The following is a 15,684-nucleotide window of genomic DNA, read 5'->3' on the forward strand; positions in this document are numbered from 1 at the left end:
TGAAGCCGCCGGGCTTCACGCCCGTGCGGATCAGGGACTTCTCAGTACTCGGCGGCGCCGCTCGCGACCGCGCCGGCCTCGGCGCCCTCGCCCCCGACCTCGTCCGAGAAATAGCGGATCGCGGTCAGGACCGGGTTGGGGGCGGCCTGCCCGAGTCCGCAGATCGAGGCGTCCATCATGACCCGGCTGAGCTCCTCGAGCAGCGGCCGGTCCCAGTGCTGCGACGAGAGCAGCTTGACCGCCTTCTCGGTGCCGTTGCGGCAGGGCGTGCACTGGCCGCAGGACTCGTCCTCGAAGAAGCGCATCAGGTTGAGCGTGACCGCGCGGATGTCGTCGGCCTGCGAGAGCACGACGACGGCGGCCGAGCCGATCAGGCAGCCGTGCTTCTCCAGGGTTCCGAAGTCGAGCGGCAGGTCGGCCATCGAGGCCGGCAGGATGCCGCCCGAGGCGCCGCCCGGCAGGTAGCCCTTGAGGGTGTGGCCCTCGGCCATGCCGCCGCAGTACTCCTCGACCAGCTCGGCCAGGGTGATGCCGGCCGGCGCCAGCTTGACCCCCGGCTCGCGGACCCGCCCGGAGACCGAGAAGGAGCGCAGCCCCTTCGAGCCGTGGCGGCCCTCGCCGGCGAACCACTGGGGGCCGCGCTCGACGATGTCGCGCACCCAGAACAGCGTCTCGACGTTGTGGTTCAGCGTCGGCCGGCCGAACAGCCCGAGCGAGGCGATGTAGGGCGGCCGGTGGCGCGGGTAGCCGCGCTTGCCCTCCAGCGACTCCAGCATCGCCGACTCCTCGCCGCAGATGTAGGCGCCGGCGCCGCGGCGCAGCTCCAGCGGGCAGTGGCTGGCGAGGCCCGCCTCGGCGACCAGGGCCAGCTCCCGGGTCAGCAGCTCGCGGATCGCGGGGTATTCGTCGCGCAGGTAGATCCAGCCCCGGGTGCAGCCGACCGCCCAGGCGGCGACCAGCAGCCCCTCCAGGAAGCGATGCGGGTCGCGCTCCAGGTAGTAGCGGTCCTTGAAGGTGCCCGGCTCGCCCTCGTCGGCGTTGACCGTGAGGTAGCGCGGTGCCGGCTGCTCGCGCACGATGCCCCACTTGCGCCCGGCCGGGAAGCCGGCGCCGCCGAGGCCGCGCAGGCCGGAGTCGGAGAGCAGGGCGATCAGCCCCTCGGGCGTGTGCCGGCCCGCCAGGCAGGCCTCGAGCAGGGCATAGCCGCCCTCGGCGCGGTAGGCGGCAAAGTCCTTGTAGTCGGGCACCTCGGGGTGGGTGCGGCCGGCGGCGACCGCGGCCGAGACCGCCTCGGGCGTCGCCCGGTCGAGGTGCGCATGGCCGACCTCGCAGGTCGGGCCGACGTCGCAGCGGCCCATGCAGGGCGCGCGCACGACCCGAACCTCGGGGCCCAGCGCCTCCGGCAGCCGCGCCAGCAGCTCGCCGGCGCCGAGCATCTCGCAGGTCAGGGAGTCGCAGACCCGCACGGTCAGGGGCGGCGGCGGCGTCTCGCCGTCCTCGACGATGTCGAAGTGGGCGTAGAAGGAGGCGGTCTCGTAGACCGCCGCCATCGGCAGGTTCATCTCGTCCGCCAGCGCCGCCAGATGGCGCGCCGCGAGGTGGCCGAAACGGTCCTGGATCCGGTGCAGGTGCTCGATCAGCAGGTCGCGGCGGCGCGGTGCCTCGCCGAGCAGGGCGCGCACCTCGTCCAGGGCCGCCGGCTCGACGCCCCGGCCCTTGGGCGCGAGCAGCGCCTTGCGGCGCCCGCTGCCGGGGTGGATCTTGCGCTGACCCTTGTCGTCTTCCGGCGCGCGGCCGGCTCCTCCAGGCATCTCGTTCCTCGCGGGTCGGGCGTGTGGCGCGCCGGGACCGGATCCGGGCCCGGTCATTCCGGCTGGGCCGGCTCCAGGTCGACGTGGGCGACGTCGATCAGCAGCTTGCCGGCGTGCTCGAAGTTGACGGTGACGCGAGTGCCGATGGCGGACTGCACCTGGCCCAGGCCCCAGTCCGGCCGCTCGGGATGTCGCACCAGCATGCCCGGGGCCCAGTCGCTGGTCCCGCCGTTGCCGCCGTGCCTCGCTTCACCGCCGTCCGTCATCGTGTCCGCGAGCCTGCCTGCTGGCCCAGTTGGTTTGCGTGGCCAGTCTATAGAGGCCATGCTTGGCCGCAAGGATCGCGGAACGACGGTTTGCCGCGACACAACGACATAGCGGCCAGGAACGGCAGTATGCCATGACCCAGTCCGATCTCGATCTTCACCTCGCCGAGCTGCTCGCCTCGCGGCTCTGCCACGACCTGGTCGGGCCGATCAGCGCGATCAGCAACGGTATGGAGCTGCTCGAGGAGGGCATCGGCGAGCTCGACGAGGAGGCGCGCCGCCTGGTCGCCGACAGCGCGGGGCAAGCCGCCCAGGCGCTGCAGTTCTTCCGCGTCGCCTTCGGCTTCGGCGCCGGTCCCAACGACGACCCGGTCCAGCTGCGCGGCCTGCTCGAGCCTTTCCTGGCCCACCGAAAGGCGACGTTGGACTGGCCGGGGCCCGTGCCCGAGGGCCTGCTGCCGGCGGGCTGGGGCAAGCTGCTGCTCAACATGGCGGCGCTGGCCGTCGAGGCCCTGCCGCTCGGTGGCCGGGTCGAGGTCGCGATGGCGGCGCTGTCCCACGGCGGTCGGCTGAGCTGCCTTGCGGTCGGCGCCGACGCCGGCCTGCGCGCCGAGTCAAGCGAGGGCCTCGCCCCCGCGGCCGCGGTCGAGGCGCTGACGCCGCGCAGCGTGCAGGCCTTCTATGCCGCACGCGTCGCCGCCCGCCTGGGCGGGACCCTGACCGGCGAGCCGGAGGCCGCGGACCGCTTCCTGCTGAGCGCGATCCTGCCCGGCTGATCGGCCGGCCATCACGCCTCGGCGGCTCCCGCCGGCCGCCGCCGGGACGGAAAGCGCTTGACCTATGAGAATGATTATCAGTATCACGGGTCTGCTCTAGAAACGGCCCTTGGGGAAGGGCGGCGATACGGAGCGCGATGTCCCGGGGGGCGACCTCGCGTGCCGGCCGAACCACGAAGGAGGAGACTTCCGTGACACGCCTTTATGGACCATGCCTTGCCGCCGCCGTCGCGGCCTTGCTCGCAGCGCCGGCCGGGACGGCGCTCGCCCAGGACGACGTGCTGAACATCTACTCGGCGCGGCACTACCAGACCGACGAAGCGCTCTACAGCGGCTTCACGGAGCGGACCGGGATCAAGATCAACCGCATCGAGGGCAAGGACGACGCGCTGATCGAGCGCCTGAGGTCGGAGGGCGCCAACAGCCCGGCCGACATCCTGATCACCGTCGACGCCGGGCGGCTCTGGCGCGCCGAGGAGGCCGGCGCCTTCCAGTCGATCGAATCGGCGGCGCTCGACGAGCGCATTCCCGAGAGCCTGCAGCATCCGGAGAACAAGTGGTTCGGCTTCTCGACGCGCGCCCGGGTGATCTTCGTCAACCCCGAGCTGGTGTCCGATCCGCCGCAGACCTACGAGGACCTCGCCGATCCGAAGTACAAGGGACTGGTCTGCATCCGCTCCTCCTCGAACATCTACAACCTCTCGCTGATGGCCTCGCTGATCGAGCATCACGGCGAGGAGGAGGCCCTGAAGTGGGCCGAGCGAGTGGTCGCCAACTTCGCGCGTGACCCGCAGGGCGGCGACACCGACCAGATCAAGGCCGTGGCCTCCGGCGAGTGCGGCGTCGCCGTCGCCAACACCTACTACTACGTGCGCCTGGTGAAGTCGGACGAGGCCGCCGACCGCGAGGTCGCCGAGAAGGTAGAGCTGATCTGGCCGAACCAGGACGGGCGCGGCGCCCACGCCAACGTCTCCGGCGCCGGCGTCACGGCTCATGCCCCGCACAAGGAAGCGGCGATCAAGTTCCTGGAGTACCTCGCCAGCGACGAGGCGCAGGGTTACTTCGCCAACGGCAACAACGAGTATCCGGTGGTCGCCGGCGTGCTCGAGAATCCCGAGTTGGAGGCCTTGGGCGATCCGAAGATCGACCCGGTCAACGTCTCGGTGTACGGCGAGAACCAGCCCCTCGCTCAGATGTTGTACGACCGCGCGGGCTGGAAGTAGTCGCGGTCGTATCGGTACTCCCTTTCCGAGAAGCAGACTTCGGCCCCGCCGGCAACGGCGGGGCCTTTTTTCCATCCGCTACGCCTGCTCGGCGCGGCCGGCGTCCGACCTGTCGCCGGGCGCTTCCTCCAGCGTGATCAGGCGCGCGCCGAAGCGGTTTGTCGCCCAGGCCGCGAGCCAGCGCAGCGTCACCAGCAGGCGGTTCTGGAAGCCGACGAGCAGGTAGACGTGGACCAGGCCCCAGAGCAGCCAGGCCGGCCGGCCGCGCAGGGTCCTGCCGTCGAAGTCGGCGACCGCGGCGTGGCGGCCGATGGTCGCCATGTCGCCGCGGTTGCGGAAGCGGAAGGGTGCCGGCGGCAGCCCGTCGGGCAGATGGTGGCGGAGCTCCCGTCCGAGGTGACGGCCCTGCTGCTTGGCGACCTGGGCGAGGCCGGGCAGGGGCGTGCCGTCGGGCCCCGGGCAGGCAGCCGCGTCGCCGATCACGAAGACGTCCTGGAGGCCGGGCACGGCGAGGCTCTCCTCGACCTCGACCTTGCCGCCCTTGGCTGCCTCGACGCCGAGCCACTCGGCCGCGGGCGAGGCGGCGACCCCGGCGCCCCACAGGACGCAAGCGGCCGGCTGGCGCTCGCCGGCGACGGTCACGCCCGCCGCGTCGACCGACTCGACGGCGGCCTTCAGCCTGACCTCGACGCCGAGCCGCTCGAGGGCCCGGCGCGCGTAGTCGGAGAGCTCCCGCGGCATCGACGGCAGCAGGCGATCGCCGGCCTCGAGCAGGAAGACGCGGGCGGCGGCCGGGTCGATGTGGCGGAACTCCCGCTTCAGGGCCCGGCGCGCCAGCTCGATCACGGCGCCGGCCAGCTCGACGCCGGTCGCGCCGCCGCCGACCACGACGAATGTCAGCAGTCGCCGCCGCTCCTCGGCGTCCCGCTCCCGCTCGGCCTGCTCGAAGGCCAGCAGCAGGCGGCTGCGGATGCGGCGCGCGTCCTCGAGCGAGCGCAGTGCCGGCGCGTGCTCGCGCCACTCGGGATGGCCGAACCAGCTGGAGCGGGAGCCGGTCGCCACGACCAGTCGGTCGTAGGGCAGCTCGCCGCCGTCCTCCAGCCGGACCTTGCGGGCCGCGGTGTCGATGCCGGCCACATCGCCCAGGACCACCTCGACGTTCCGGTGCCGGCGCAGCAGGTGCCGGATCGGCTCGGCGATCTCGGCGGGCGACAGGGCCCCCGTCGCGACCTGGTAGAGCAGCGGGATGAAGAGATGATGGTTGCGCCGGTCGACGACGGTGACCTGCGCCGGCGCTCCGCCGAGCTCCTGGGCCGCGGCGAGGCCGCCGAAGCCGGCGCCGAGAATGACGATGCGCGGCGCGCGCGCCTGGCCTGCGGCCGCTTGCTCCATGACTGACTGCTCCCCTTGCCCATGCCTCGGCGCCGCGCCCGCTCCGGCGGGCGTCGTCTTCGGGGGCAACGTCTCGGAAGCCGAGGGGTTCGGCGTCAGTCGGGCCGCGTGGCGTGGCCCGGGCGCGAGCGGGCGATCGCCCGGGACAGCAGGATCACCGGCAGCAGGCCGACCGCGACGATCGTCAGAGAGGGCGTCGCCGCCTGGCTCAGGCGCTCGTCGCTGGCGTAGTTGTTGGCCTGGACCGCCAGGGTGTCGAAGTTGAAGGGCCGCATCAGCAGGGTCGCCGGCAGCTCCTTCATGACGTCGACGAAGACCGTCAGCGCCGCGGTCAGCAGGCTGCCGAGCAGCAGCGGCGCATGGACCTCGCGCAGCGTGCCGAGCGGGCCCCGGCCCAGGCTGCGCGCCGCGTCGTCCATCGAGGGGCGGATCTTGCTGAGGCCGGCCTCGACGTTGTTGAGCGCCACCGCCAGGAAGCGCACGAGGTAGGCGAAGACCAGGGCCAGGACGCCGCCGGTCAGGACCAGGCCGGTCGAGACCCCGAGCGTCTCGCGCGCCCAGGCGTCGAGGCTGCGGTCGAACCAGGTGAAGGGCAGCAGCACGCCGACCGCGATCACCGTGCCCGGCACGGCATAGCCGAGGCCGGCGATGCGGCTCGCCAGGCGCGTCGCCAGGCCGGGCCGCAGGCGGCTGCCGTAGCCCAGCGCAACCGCCACCAGGACTGCCAGGACCGCGGCGAGGCCGGCCAGCGTGACCGAGTTGGCGACCAGCTCGAAGTAGTGGCTGCCGAAGGTCTGGTCGCCGGCCTCGATCGCCATCTTCAGCAGGATGGCCGTCGGCAGCAGGAAGCCGAGCAGCAGCGGCAGCAGGCAGGCCAGGAAGGCCCCGGCGCCGCGCCAGCCGCCGAGGCGGTAGGCAGGCAGCTGGCGGTAGCGGCTCGAGGTGTCGTGGAAGCGCCGCTCGCCGCGGCTCAGCCGCTCCAGGATCAGCAGCAGCGCGACGAAGCCGAGCAGGGCGGTCGCGAGCTGCGCCGAGGCGATCCGGTCGCCGAAGGAGAACCAGGCCCGGTAGATGCCGGTCGTGAAGGTCTTGACGCCGAAGTACTGGACCGTGCCGAAATCGGCCAGGGTCTCCATCAGCGCCAGGGTCGTGCCGCCGACCAGGGCCGGGCGCGCCATCGGCAGGGCGACGCGCCAGAAGCTCGCCCAGGCGCTGCAGCCGAGCGTGCGGCTGACCTCCAGCGCGCAGACCGACTGCTTCAGGAAGGCGGTGCGCGCCAGCAGGTAGACGTAGGGGTAGAGCACCAGGGCCAGCATCGCCGCGGCACCCCACACCGAGTGGATCTCCGGGAACCAGTAGTCGCGCGGCCCCCAGCCGAAGAGCTGGCGCAGCGTCGTCTGCACCGGTCCGGAAAAGTTCAGGAAGCCGGTATAGGCATAGGCCATGACGTAGGCCGGCACCGCCAGCGGCAGTACCAGGGTCCACTCGAAGAGGCCGCGGCCGGGAAAGCGGCAGAGCGTCACCAGCCAGGCGGTGCCGGTGCCGATCGCCAGGACGCCGAGGCCGACCAGCAGGGCGAGTATTGCGGTGTTGGCCAGGTAGTCCCACAGCACGGTCTCGATCAGGTGGTCCCAGAGCGGGCTGGGCGGCACGAAGAGGTGGCCGACGACGACCGCGGCCGGCAGCACGAAGGGCAGGGCCAGCGCCAGGACGAGCCAGGCGACCGGGCCGCCGCGGCCGCCGTGGAGGCGCTCTTCGCCCGCGGCCGACGTCCCCGGATGCGGGTCGTAGGGCGGCGCGTTGAGCATGGCGCTGGGGGCGTGGTCGGCCATAACGGTGCTGAGACCTGTTGCGAGGCGGAGGGGCTGGAGCAGCATGACGAGAGTGCGAAGCGTTCGCAAGCTCGCCCGTGCCGGCGGACCTGGAACGGTCGGCGACGGCCGCTTCCGCAGACTTGCGAGCCCTTCGCAAGTAACCCGCCATTAATTTCTTTTGGCCATGGTCTGGGCGTTCTGCCCGGTCGCCCGCTCTGAGCGACCTGCCCGGCCCGTTTGCGAGGATGACGCGATGGATGAGCTGCTCAGCGAATTTCTGACCGAGACCAACGAGGGCCTGGGCCTGCTCGACGTCGAGCTGGTCAACCTGGAGCAGAATCCGAACGACCCGGAGATCCTCTCGAACATCTTCCGCCTGGTCCACACGATCAAGGGTACCTGCGGATTCCTCGGACTGCCCCGGCTCGAGTCGGTCGCCCACGCCGGCGAAAACGTACTCGGGCGGGTGCGTGACGGCGAGTTGGTGGTCACCCCCGGGATGGTCACCACGGTGCTCGACTGCATCGATCGGATCCGCGAGATCCTGAACGTCCTGGAGGCGACCGAGGCCGAGCCCGAGGGGGAAGATTCGGAGCTGATCGACCGGCTCAACGCGATCTGCGAGATGGCCGAGACCGGCGCGCCGGCCCAGACGGCCGCTGACGCCGCCGCCGCTGCCGAGGCGCTGGTCGCCGAGTTCGACGAGCCGGCCGGGGCGTCTGCCGAGGAGGCCCTGGACGCGCCGCTCGAGGACGAGACCGTCGTGCCGCTGGCCGTGGCCGAGCCCGAGCCCGAGCCCAAGTCCGAGCCCGAGCCCGAGGCCGCACCGGCTCCCGAGCCGGCGAAGCTCGCCGCCGTCGAGCAGGCGGTCGCCGAGCAGGCGCCGGAGCAGGCCAAGGAGTCGGCCGTCGCCAACCAGTCGATCCGCGTCAACGTCGAGCTGCTCGAGAACCTGATGACTACGGTCTCGGAGCTGGTGCTGACCCGCAACCAGCTGCTGCAGATCCTGCGCCAGCAGAAGGAGACCGACTTCGCGGCGCCTCTGCAGCGCCTCAACCACGTCGTCTCGGAGCTGCAGGAGGGCGTCATGAAGACGCGCATGCAGCCGATCGGCAACGCCTGGGCGAAGCTGCCGCGCATCGTCCGCGACCTGTCGCTGGAGCTCGGCAAGAAGGTCGAGCTGGTGATGAAGGGCGCCGACACCGAGCTAGACCGCCAGGTCCTGGAGCTGATCAAGGATCCGCTGACCCACATGGTCCGCAACTCGGCCGACCACGGTCTCGAGGATCCGATGGAGCGCCGCCGCTCCGGCAAGCCCGACGTCGGCACGATCACCCTCAATGCCTACCACGAGGGCGGCCACATCATCATCGAGATCGCCGACGACGGCCGCGGCCTCGCCCTCGACAAGATCAAGGCCAAGGCCCTGGCCAACGGCGTCACGAACGAGCTCGAGCTGGCCAGCCTCAGCGACCAGCAGATCATGCAGTTCATCTTCAAGGCCGGCTTCTCGACCGCCGAGAAGGTGACGTCGGTCTCGGGACGCGGCGTCGGCATGGACGTCGTGCGCACCAACATCGAGCGCATCGGCGGGACCATCGAGCTGAAGTCGATCGCCACGCGCGGCAGCAAGTTCACCATCAAGATTCCGCTGACCCTGGCGATCGTCTCGGCGCTGATCGTCGAGTGTGCGGGCGAGCGCTTCGCCATCCCGCAGCTCTCGGTCATCGAGCTGGTGCGCGCCTCCTCCAAGTCCGAGCACCGCATCGAGCGGATCAAGGACACGCCGGTGCTGCGCCTGCGCAACCGCCTGCTGCCGCTCGTCAATCTGCGCGAGCTGCTGGCCCTGGACACTGGCGTCGAGGCGGCCGCCGGCGATCGGCGCGACGGCTTCATCGTCGTCGCCCAGGTCGGCACCTACAACTTCGGCATCATCGTCGACCGCGTCTTCGACACCGAGGAGATCGTGGTCAAGCCGGTGGCACCGATCCTGCGAGACATCGCCCTGTTCAGCGGCAACACGATCCTCGGCGACGGCTCGGTCGTGATGATCCTCGATCCCAACGGCATCGCCGCGGCGACCGGAGAGATCACCGTGACCGACGACCGCCAGGTCGCCAAGGGCGCGCGCCGCAAGGACACCGAGCAGGTCTCGCTGCTGGTCTTCCGCTCCGGGGACACGGCGCCCAAGGCGGTGCCGCTGGCGCTGGTCGCGCGTCTCGAGGAGATCGACCTAGCGACGGTCGAGAACTCCAACGGCCAGCAGGTGGTCCAGTACCGTGGCCAGCTGATGCCGCTGGTCTCGATGGAGGAGGGCCGCAAGCTGGCCGCCGAGGGACGCCAGCCGGTGCTGGTCTTCGCCGACCGCGACCGCCATGTCGGTCTCGCCGTCGACGAGATCGTCGACATCGTCCAGGACCGCCTGAAGATCGAGCTCACCGCCGAGCGTACCGGCTTCATCGGCTCCGCCGTGATCGCCGGCAAGGCCACCGACATCGTCGACACGGGCCACTTCCTGACCCGGGCCTACAGCGACTGGTTCGGTGCCGAGGGTGAGCGGATGGGCGACGGCAACGGCAAGCGCATCCTGCTGGTCGACGACAGCCCCTTCTTCCGCAACCTGATGGCGCCCCTGCTGCAGGCCGCAGGGTACGAGGTCACGACCGTCGGCGCCGGCGTCGAGGCCCTGTCGCTCTGCGAGGCCGGCGAGGAGTTCGACGCGATCGTCTCGGACATCGAGATGCCGGGCATGGACGGCTTCGAGTTGGCCCGGCAGCTGCGCGACAACCGCTGGGCGGGGGTGCCCCTGGTCGCCCTGACCAGCCACTCCACGCCAGCCCACATGGCCCGCGGGCGCGAGGCCGGCTTCACCGACTACGTCGCGAAGTTCGACCGCAACGCCCTGCTGACCTCCCTCCATGACACCCTTTCGGACGTTCGAGGTGCCGCATGAGCCAGGATCGCAGCCATTCCACCACGGACCACGCGCACGAGGACGGTGCCGAGTACGTGACGTTCCGGATCGCCAAGCAGATGTTCGGCATCCATGTCCTGCAGGTCCAGGACATCCTCAACCACTGCAAGACCACGCGCATTCCCCTGGCGCCGCCGGAGATCGCCGGCTCGCTGAACCTGCGCGGGCGCATCGTCACCGCGATCGACGTGCGGCTGCGCCTCGGCCTGCCGCCGCGCGCCAGCGAGCAGACGCCGATGTCGATCGTCGTCGAGAACGACGGCGAGCTTTACAGCCTGATGGTCGACAGCGTCGGCGAGGTGCTGCCGCTGACCAACGGCTCCTGGGAGCGCAACCCGCCGACCCTCGACCCGCGGCTGCGTGAGTACTCGGAGGGCATCTACCGGCTCGAGGGCGAGCTTCTGGTCGTGCTCGACGTCAACAGGTTGCTCGACTACGGCGGGCTGAAGGCTGCCTGAGCCGGTGGCGGCGGCACAAAAGGTTGGAAAAATGAAGCGATTCTTGATCGTGGACGATTCGAAGGTCGTGCGGATGGTGGCGCGCCGCATTCTCGAGGGCCTGAACTTCGAGACGGCCGAGGCCGAGAACGGCGAGATCGCCCTTGCCGCCTGCCGAAGCCAGATGCCCGACGCCGTCCTGCTCGACTGGAACATGCCCGTGAAGTCCGGCATCGAGTTCCTGCGCGAGCTGCGCGGCTGGCCCAACGGCGCCGCGCCGAAGATCGTGTTCTGCACCACGGAGAACGACATGGCGCATATCCAGGAAGCGATCGGCGCCGGCGCGGACGAGTACATCATGAAGCCCTTCGACAGCGAGATTCTGGAATCGAAGCTGGCGCAGATCGGCCTCCTTTAGGAACGCAGAACACCATGAGCGGAAAGAAGGACAGCGCCTACCGCGTCATGGTCGTCGATGATTCGGCGGTGATCCGGGGCCTGCTGACCAGGGCGCTCGAGGAGGATCCGGAAATCTCCGTGGTCGCCTCGGTCGCCAACGGCCAGATGGCCGTCTCCTCGATCGGGCGCAGCGATGTCGAGGTCGTCGTGCTCGATATCGAGATGCCGGTCATGGACGGTCTGACCGCGCTGCCCAAGCTGCTCGAGGCGCGCCCCGGCGTGCAGGTCGTCATGGCCTCGACCCTGACCCACAAGAACGCCGACATCAGCCTGCGCGCGCTGCGCGCCGGGGCGGCCGACTACGTCACCAAGCCGACCAGCGGCAGCGCGCTGAACTCGGCCGAGGCCTTCAAGCGCGAGCTGACCGAGAAGGTCAAGGTGCTGGGCGCCGCCGCGCGCCGCCGCCTGGGCGTGCCGAAGCCCATCGGCCCCTCGGCTCCCCGGGCGGTCCCGGCGCCGCGCCAGATCGTCCTGCGCCGGGCACCGGCGATCGGCCCGCGCGCGCTGGCGATCGGCAGCTCGACCGGCGGCCCCCAGGCGCTGCTCAAGGTCCTGGGCGAGCTCAAGGGCCCGCTGCCCATGCCGATCTTCATCACCCAGCACATGCCGGCGACCTTCACCGCGCTGCTGGCCGAGCACATCGCGCGCGTCTCGGGACGGCCGGCGCGCGAGGCGGTCGACGGCGAGGTCGCCGTGGCCGGCACGGTCTACGTGGCGCCGGGCGACCGGCACATGCGGGTCGAGCCGGTGGCTGGCGGCGCGCGTCTGCGCATCGACCAGGGCCCGCCGGAGAACTTCTGCCGTCCCTCGGCCGACCCGATGCTGCGCAGCCTGGCGGCGGTCTACGGCGCCCGCCTGCTGACCGTGATCCTGACGGGCATGGGCGCCGACGGCCTCAAGGGCTGCCAGGAGGTCGTCGCCGCCGGCGGCGGCGTGATCGCCCAGGACGAAGCGAGCTCGGTGGTCTGGGGCATGCCCGGCGCCGTCGCCACGAACGGCCTCTGCCATGCCGTGCTGCCTCTCGATCGGATCGCCGATCATCTGAAACCGTTGCTTGCGAGGTCGGCGGCATGACTCCCCAGGACTTCGACTACGTCGCCCAGCTGCTCAAGCAGCGCTCGGGCCTGACGATCGGTCCCGACAAGGCCTACCTGCTCGAGAGCCGCCTCAACCCGGTGGCCCGCAAGCACGGCTTCAACGGTCTGACCGACCTGTTCCAGGGCCTGCGGCTGCGCGGCGACCAGACGCTGACGCGCGACGTCGTCGAGGCCATGACGACCAACGAATCCTTCTTCTTCCGGGACACCAAGCCTTTCGAGCAGTTCCGGCGCCTGGTGCTGCCCCACCTGCTGGAGAAGCGCGCGACCCGGCGCAGCTTTCGCATCTGGTCGGCGGCCTGCTCCTCGGGCCAGGAGCCCTATTCGCTCTCGATGATCCTCAAGGAATTCGAGGCCAAGCTGGCGGGCTGGCGGATCGAGATGGTCGCGACCGACCTTTCGACCGAGATCCTCGACAAGGCCAAGGAAGGCCTCTACTCGCAGTTCGAGGTGCAGCGCGGCCTGCCGGTGCAGCTGCTGGTCAAGCATTTCGCTCAGGAAGGCGACCGCTGGCGCATCTCGCCCGAGATCAAGCGGATGGTCACCTTCCGCACCTTCAACCTGCTCGAGGATCCGGCGCCGCTCGGCCAGTTCGACGTCGTCTTCCTGCGCAACGTGCTGATCTACTTCGACCAGCCGACCAAGGCGAAGGTGCTCGAGCGGGTCGCCAAGCAGCTGGCGCCCGACGGCTTCCTCTACCTGGGCGGCGCCGAGACGGTGCTCGGCATCACCGACAAGTTTCAGGTCTTCCAGGGCGAGCGCGGCATCTACGGCCTGACGCAGCCGGCGCAGCCGCGCATGGCGGCGACCGCCTGACGGCGAGGCGCCACTGGCGACGCGAAAGGGGCGGCTCCGATGAGCCGCCCCTGGCGTTTTCCGCAGACTGCCGCCGGGGCGGCCGTGTCGCGGTCAGGCGGCGCGGGCCCGCCGGCGGCGGGCGATCACGCCGAGGCCGACGAGGCCGCCGGCCAGCAGGCTCAAGGTCGCCGGCACCGGCACCTGGACCGCCGAAACCCGGGCGTTGGCGACGATGTAGCCGTCATCCCCGGAGACGTAGTTCGACAGCGTGTCGCCGAACACCCAGTTGACGCCGTAGGCCGTGTTGGCGGCGTCGCGCGGCGCGCCGCTGCCCAGGCCGGCCCAGCCCACGGACAGCTCGGCGGCCGAGGGCGCCAAAACCGTGAAGGAGGCCAGGTCGGCGAAGGTCAGGCCGAGCCCGTTGTTCGGCAGCCACGACATGTCGCTGTTCTCGTAGATCTTGGCGACCTTGTCGCTGATGTCCGCGAAGGAGAGGTCGTAGCCGTTGTTGTAGAGCGGCTGGAAGGCCGGGTTCGACGGCTCGTTCGCGGCCACGGCGAAGTTGCCGAGCCCGTCGGTGATCCAGAAGTTGAGATAGGGCGCGGTGGCAGGGCCGGATCCGGCGGCGAATCGAGTGGGATCGTCCAGGCGGTCGATGCCGACGCTCTGGAGGCTGCCGAGGGTCGTGCCGTTGATGTCGTTCGAGCCGAGCGCAGCCTTGTCGCCGGCGTCGTCGATGATGAACTCGGTCGTCGCCCCAGTGACGTTGACGACCGGGGTGCCGCGGATCTCGTAGCTCGTGAAGCCGGCAAAAGCCGGGGCTGCGGCCAGGGTGGAAAGTGCGACGGCGGCGCCGAAGCCGGCCGCCAAGGTACGAAAGATCATTCTTGCTGCCTCCCTCTGGATGAGCCGCCGTTGCCCCGGCGGCTGGACAGCTGCACGCAGGTCCCATGCCACCGAGCGATTCCGAGGCAGTTCGGGGGGCGTGGCCCCCGTCGCAGCGCGAGCGCAGCGCCCCTCTGTAAAATCATCCGACAGGCGGGCCGCCCAGGGGCGACTGGCTTTACGGCCAGCGCCGCGCCGGCATTCGCCAGCCAGTGGGCGCAGAAACGCGAACGGCGGCCGGTAGACCGGGCCGCCGTTCGTCGTGGATGCCGCCCCTGCGAGGAGCGGGGGTTCAGGCGGGCTGCTCTTCCTCGCCGGCTTCGGCAGCCCCGGCGAACTCGGTCTGCTCGGCGGCCGCGTCCGCGGCCTCCTCGGCGGCGGCCTCGACCTCTGCCTCGGCGGCTTCCTCGGCGGCCTGCTGCTCGTCGACGGAGACGAAGCGGCCGGCCTTGGCCTGCAGCTCGGCTTCCGCCTGGGAGCGCGCGACGTTGACCGTGACGGTCACCGAGACCTCCGGGTGCAGCCGGACCCGCACAGGGTGCAGGCCGAGCAGCTTGATCGGCCGGTCGAGCACGACCTGGTTCCGCTCGATCGTGGCGCCCTCGACCGTCACCGCGTCGGCGATGTCGCGGGCGGTGACCGAGCCGTAGAGCTGGCCGTTGTCGCCGGCCTGGCGGATCACCGAGACCTGCAGGTCGTCGACCTTGCCGGCGACCTTCTCGGCCTCCGCGCGACGCGTCAGGTTCTCGGCCTCGAGCTGGGTGCGCTGCTGCTCGAACAGCTCCCGATTCGCCTTGTTGGCGCGCAGGGCCTTCTGCTGGGGCAGCAGGAAGTTGCGCGCGAAGCCCGGGCGCACCTTTACGACGTCGCCCATCTGGCCCAGGTTCTCGATGCGCTCGAGCAGAATGACTTCGACAGCCATGGTCCTGTCCTCTCCGCTCAGTTCATCGTGTAGGGCAGCAGGGCGAGGAAGCGGGCGCGCTTGATCGCGCGGGCCAGCTCACGCTGCTTCTTGGCGGACACCGCGGTGATGCGGCTCGGCACGATCTTGCCGCGCTCCGAGACGAAGCGCTGCAGCAGCCGGATGTCCTTGAAGTCGATCTTCGGCGCGTTCGGGCCGGAGAAGGGGCAGGACTTCCGGCGACGGAAGAACGGGCGGCGCGGCGTGCCGCCGCGGCTGACGATCTCGACGCTCATCGCTCATCTCCTTCCCGACGCTCGCGGCGCTCGCCGCGGTCTCCGCCCGGGCGATCGCCGCCCCGATCGCCACCCGGCCGGTCGCCACCGGGCCGGTCGCCGCGATCGCGGTCGCCGTAGCGCCCGCCGCCGCGGCCGCCGCGGCCGCCGCGGTCGCGCTCGCCCCGATCGCGCAGCATGGCCGAGGGCTCGCTCGACAGCTCGGGCACCCGCACCGTCAGGTAGCGCATGACGTCCTCGTTGAGGCGCATCACGCGCTCGTACTCCTGCACGGCGTCGGCCGGCGCATTGAGGTTGAACAGGACGTAATGGCCCTTCCGGTTCTTCTTGATCCGGTAGGACAGGTTCTTCAGGCCCCAGTATTCCTGGCTGGCGATCTCGCCGCCGCGCTCGGTCAGGATCTGGCCGAGCTGCGCGGCAAGCTCCTCGACCTGCTGGGTCGAGATGTCCTGACGGGCAATCCAGATGCTCTCGTAGTAGGCCATAGGCCTGTGGCTCCCTTCGGGTTGGCGGGCCGGAGCCCGGTTCCGCTGGTCGGCGGAAACTCGAGGCCGG

At 70.8% G+C, this 15,684-nt stretch carries 15 protein-coding genes; 7 read left to right on the forward strand and 8 right to left on the reverse strand.

What is annotated here, in order from left to right:
* Nucleotides 1-41: 41 nt before the first annotated feature.
* Nucleotides 42-1,811 (reverse strand): NADH-ubiquinone oxidoreductase-F iron-sulfur binding region domain-containing protein, encoded by a 1,770-nt coding sequence (locus tag WD341_RS15700; protein WP_368426420.1) that lies wholly within the window; start codon nt 1,809-1,811, stop codon nt 42-44.
* A 53-nt stretch (nt 1,812-1,864) separates the two neighbouring features.
* Nucleotides 1,865-2,077: a DUF3553 domain-containing protein gene (locus WD341_RS15705; RefSeq protein ID WP_368426421.1), complete on the reverse strand. Its 213-nt coding sequence runs from the start codon at nt 2,075-2,077 to the stop codon at nt 1,865-1,867.
* Between the two features lie 134 nt (nt 2,078-2,211).
* On the opposite strand from WD341_RS15705, the gene WD341_RS15710 reads away from it, so the two are divergent.
* Both WD341_RS15710 and WD341_RS15715 read left to right on the forward strand, forming a co-directional pair.
* Nucleotides 2,212-2,853 (forward strand): histidine phosphotransferase family protein, encoded by a 642-nt coding sequence (locus WD341_RS15710; protein ID WP_368426422.1) that lies wholly within the window; start codon nt 2,212-2,214, stop codon nt 2,851-2,853.
* A gap of 191 nt (nt 2,854-3,044) precedes the next feature.
* Complete coding sequence (locus WD341_RS15715; RefSeq protein WP_368426423.1) at nt 3,045-4,076, forward strand: Fe(3+) ABC transporter substrate-binding protein; 1,032 nt, start codon at nt 3,045-3,047, stop codon at nt 4,074-4,076.
* Between the two features lie 78 nt (nt 4,077-4,154).
* Here WD341_RS15715 and WD341_RS15720 read toward each other — a convergent pair whose 3' ends face one another.
* Complete coding sequence (locus WD341_RS15720; RefSeq protein ID WP_368426424.1) at nt 4,155-5,468, reverse strand: NAD(P)/FAD-dependent oxidoreductase; 1,314 nt, start codon at nt 5,466-5,468, stop codon at nt 4,155-4,157.
* Between the two features lie 95 nt (nt 5,469-5,563).
* Nucleotides 5,564-7,300 carry an ABC transporter permease gene (locus WD341_RS15725; RefSeq protein WP_368426425.1) on the reverse strand — a complete coding sequence of 579 codons (1,737 nt, stop codon included), beginning with the start codon at nt 7,298-7,300 and terminating at the stop codon, nt 5,564-5,566.
* A 235-nt stretch (nt 7,301-7,535) separates the two neighbouring features.
* Here WD341_RS15725 and WD341_RS15730 point away from each other — a divergent pair, with 235 nt between their 5' ends.
* Genes WD341_RS15730 through WD341_RS15750 form a run of 5 tightly spaced genes read left to right on the forward strand, consistent with a single transcriptional unit; the run spans nt 7,536 to nt 13,065 of the window.
* On the forward strand, nt 7,536-10,235 hold the full coding sequence (locus WD341_RS15730) for a chemotaxis protein CheW (RefSeq protein WP_368426426.1): 2,700 nt from the start codon (nt 7,536-7,538) through the stop codon (nt 10,233-10,235).
* Nucleotides 10,232-10,714, forward strand: a complete 483-nt coding sequence (locus WD341_RS15735) for a chemotaxis protein CheW (protein ID WP_368426427.1) — start codon at nt 10,232-10,234, stop codon at nt 10,712-10,714. The genes WD341_RS15730 and WD341_RS15735 overlap by 4 nt, the downstream gene beginning before the upstream one ends.
* Before the next feature lie 31 nt (nt 10,715-10,745).
* Nucleotides 10,746-11,111 carry a response regulator gene (locus tag WD341_RS15740; protein ID WP_368426428.1) on the forward strand — a complete coding sequence of 122 codons (366 nt, stop codon included), beginning with the start codon at nt 10,746-10,748 and terminating at the stop codon, nt 11,109-11,111.
* A 14-nt stretch (nt 11,112-11,125) separates the two neighbouring features.
* Nucleotides 11,126-12,226 carry a chemotaxis response regulator protein-glutamate methylesterase gene (locus tag WD341_RS15745; protein WP_368426429.1) on the forward strand — a complete coding sequence of 367 codons (1,101 nt, stop codon included), beginning with the start codon at nt 11,126-11,128 and terminating at the stop codon, nt 12,224-12,226.
* A complete protein-coding gene (locus tag WD341_RS15750) occupies nt 12,223-13,065 on the forward strand; it encodes a protein-glutamate O-methyltransferase CheR (protein WP_368426430.1) in 843 nt (280 codons plus the stop codon). Before WD341_RS15745 ends, WD341_RS15750 begins: the two co-directional genes overlap by 4 nt.
* 93 nt (nt 13,066-13,158) lie before the next feature.
* On the opposite strand, the gene WD341_RS15755 is transcribed toward WD341_RS15750, so the two are convergent.
* From WD341_RS15755 to rpsF, 4 genes are all read right to left on the reverse strand, one after another.
* Nucleotides 13,159-13,932, reverse strand: coding sequence for a PEP-CTERM sorting domain-containing protein (locus WD341_RS15755; protein WP_368426431.1), 774 nt, complete (start codon nt 13,930-13,932; stop codon nt 13,159-13,161).
* A gap of 292 nt (nt 13,933-14,224) precedes the next feature.
* A complete protein-coding gene (rplI, locus tag WD341_RS15760; RefSeq protein ID WP_368426432.1) occupies nt 14,225-14,854 on the reverse strand; it encodes a 50S ribosomal protein L9 in 630 nt (209 codons plus the stop codon).
* A gap of 17 nt (nt 14,855-14,871) precedes the next feature.
* Nucleotides 14,872-15,129: a 30S ribosomal protein S18 gene (rpsR, locus tag WD341_RS15765; protein ID WP_085125953.1), complete on the reverse strand. Its 258-nt coding sequence runs from the start codon at nt 15,127-15,129 to the stop codon at nt 14,872-14,874.
* Entirely contained in the window at nt 15,126-15,614 is a 489-nt protein-coding gene (gene rpsF, locus WD341_RS15770) for a 30S ribosomal protein S6 (RefSeq protein WP_368426433.1), read from the reverse strand. Before rpsF ends, rpsR begins: the two co-directional genes overlap by 4 nt.
* Nucleotides 15,615-15,684: the final 70 nt, after the last annotated feature.

This window comes from Tistlia sp. (genome assembly GCF_040905785.1).
GTDB lineage: Bacteria > Pseudomonadota > Alphaproteobacteria > Kiloniellales > DSM-21159 > Tistlia.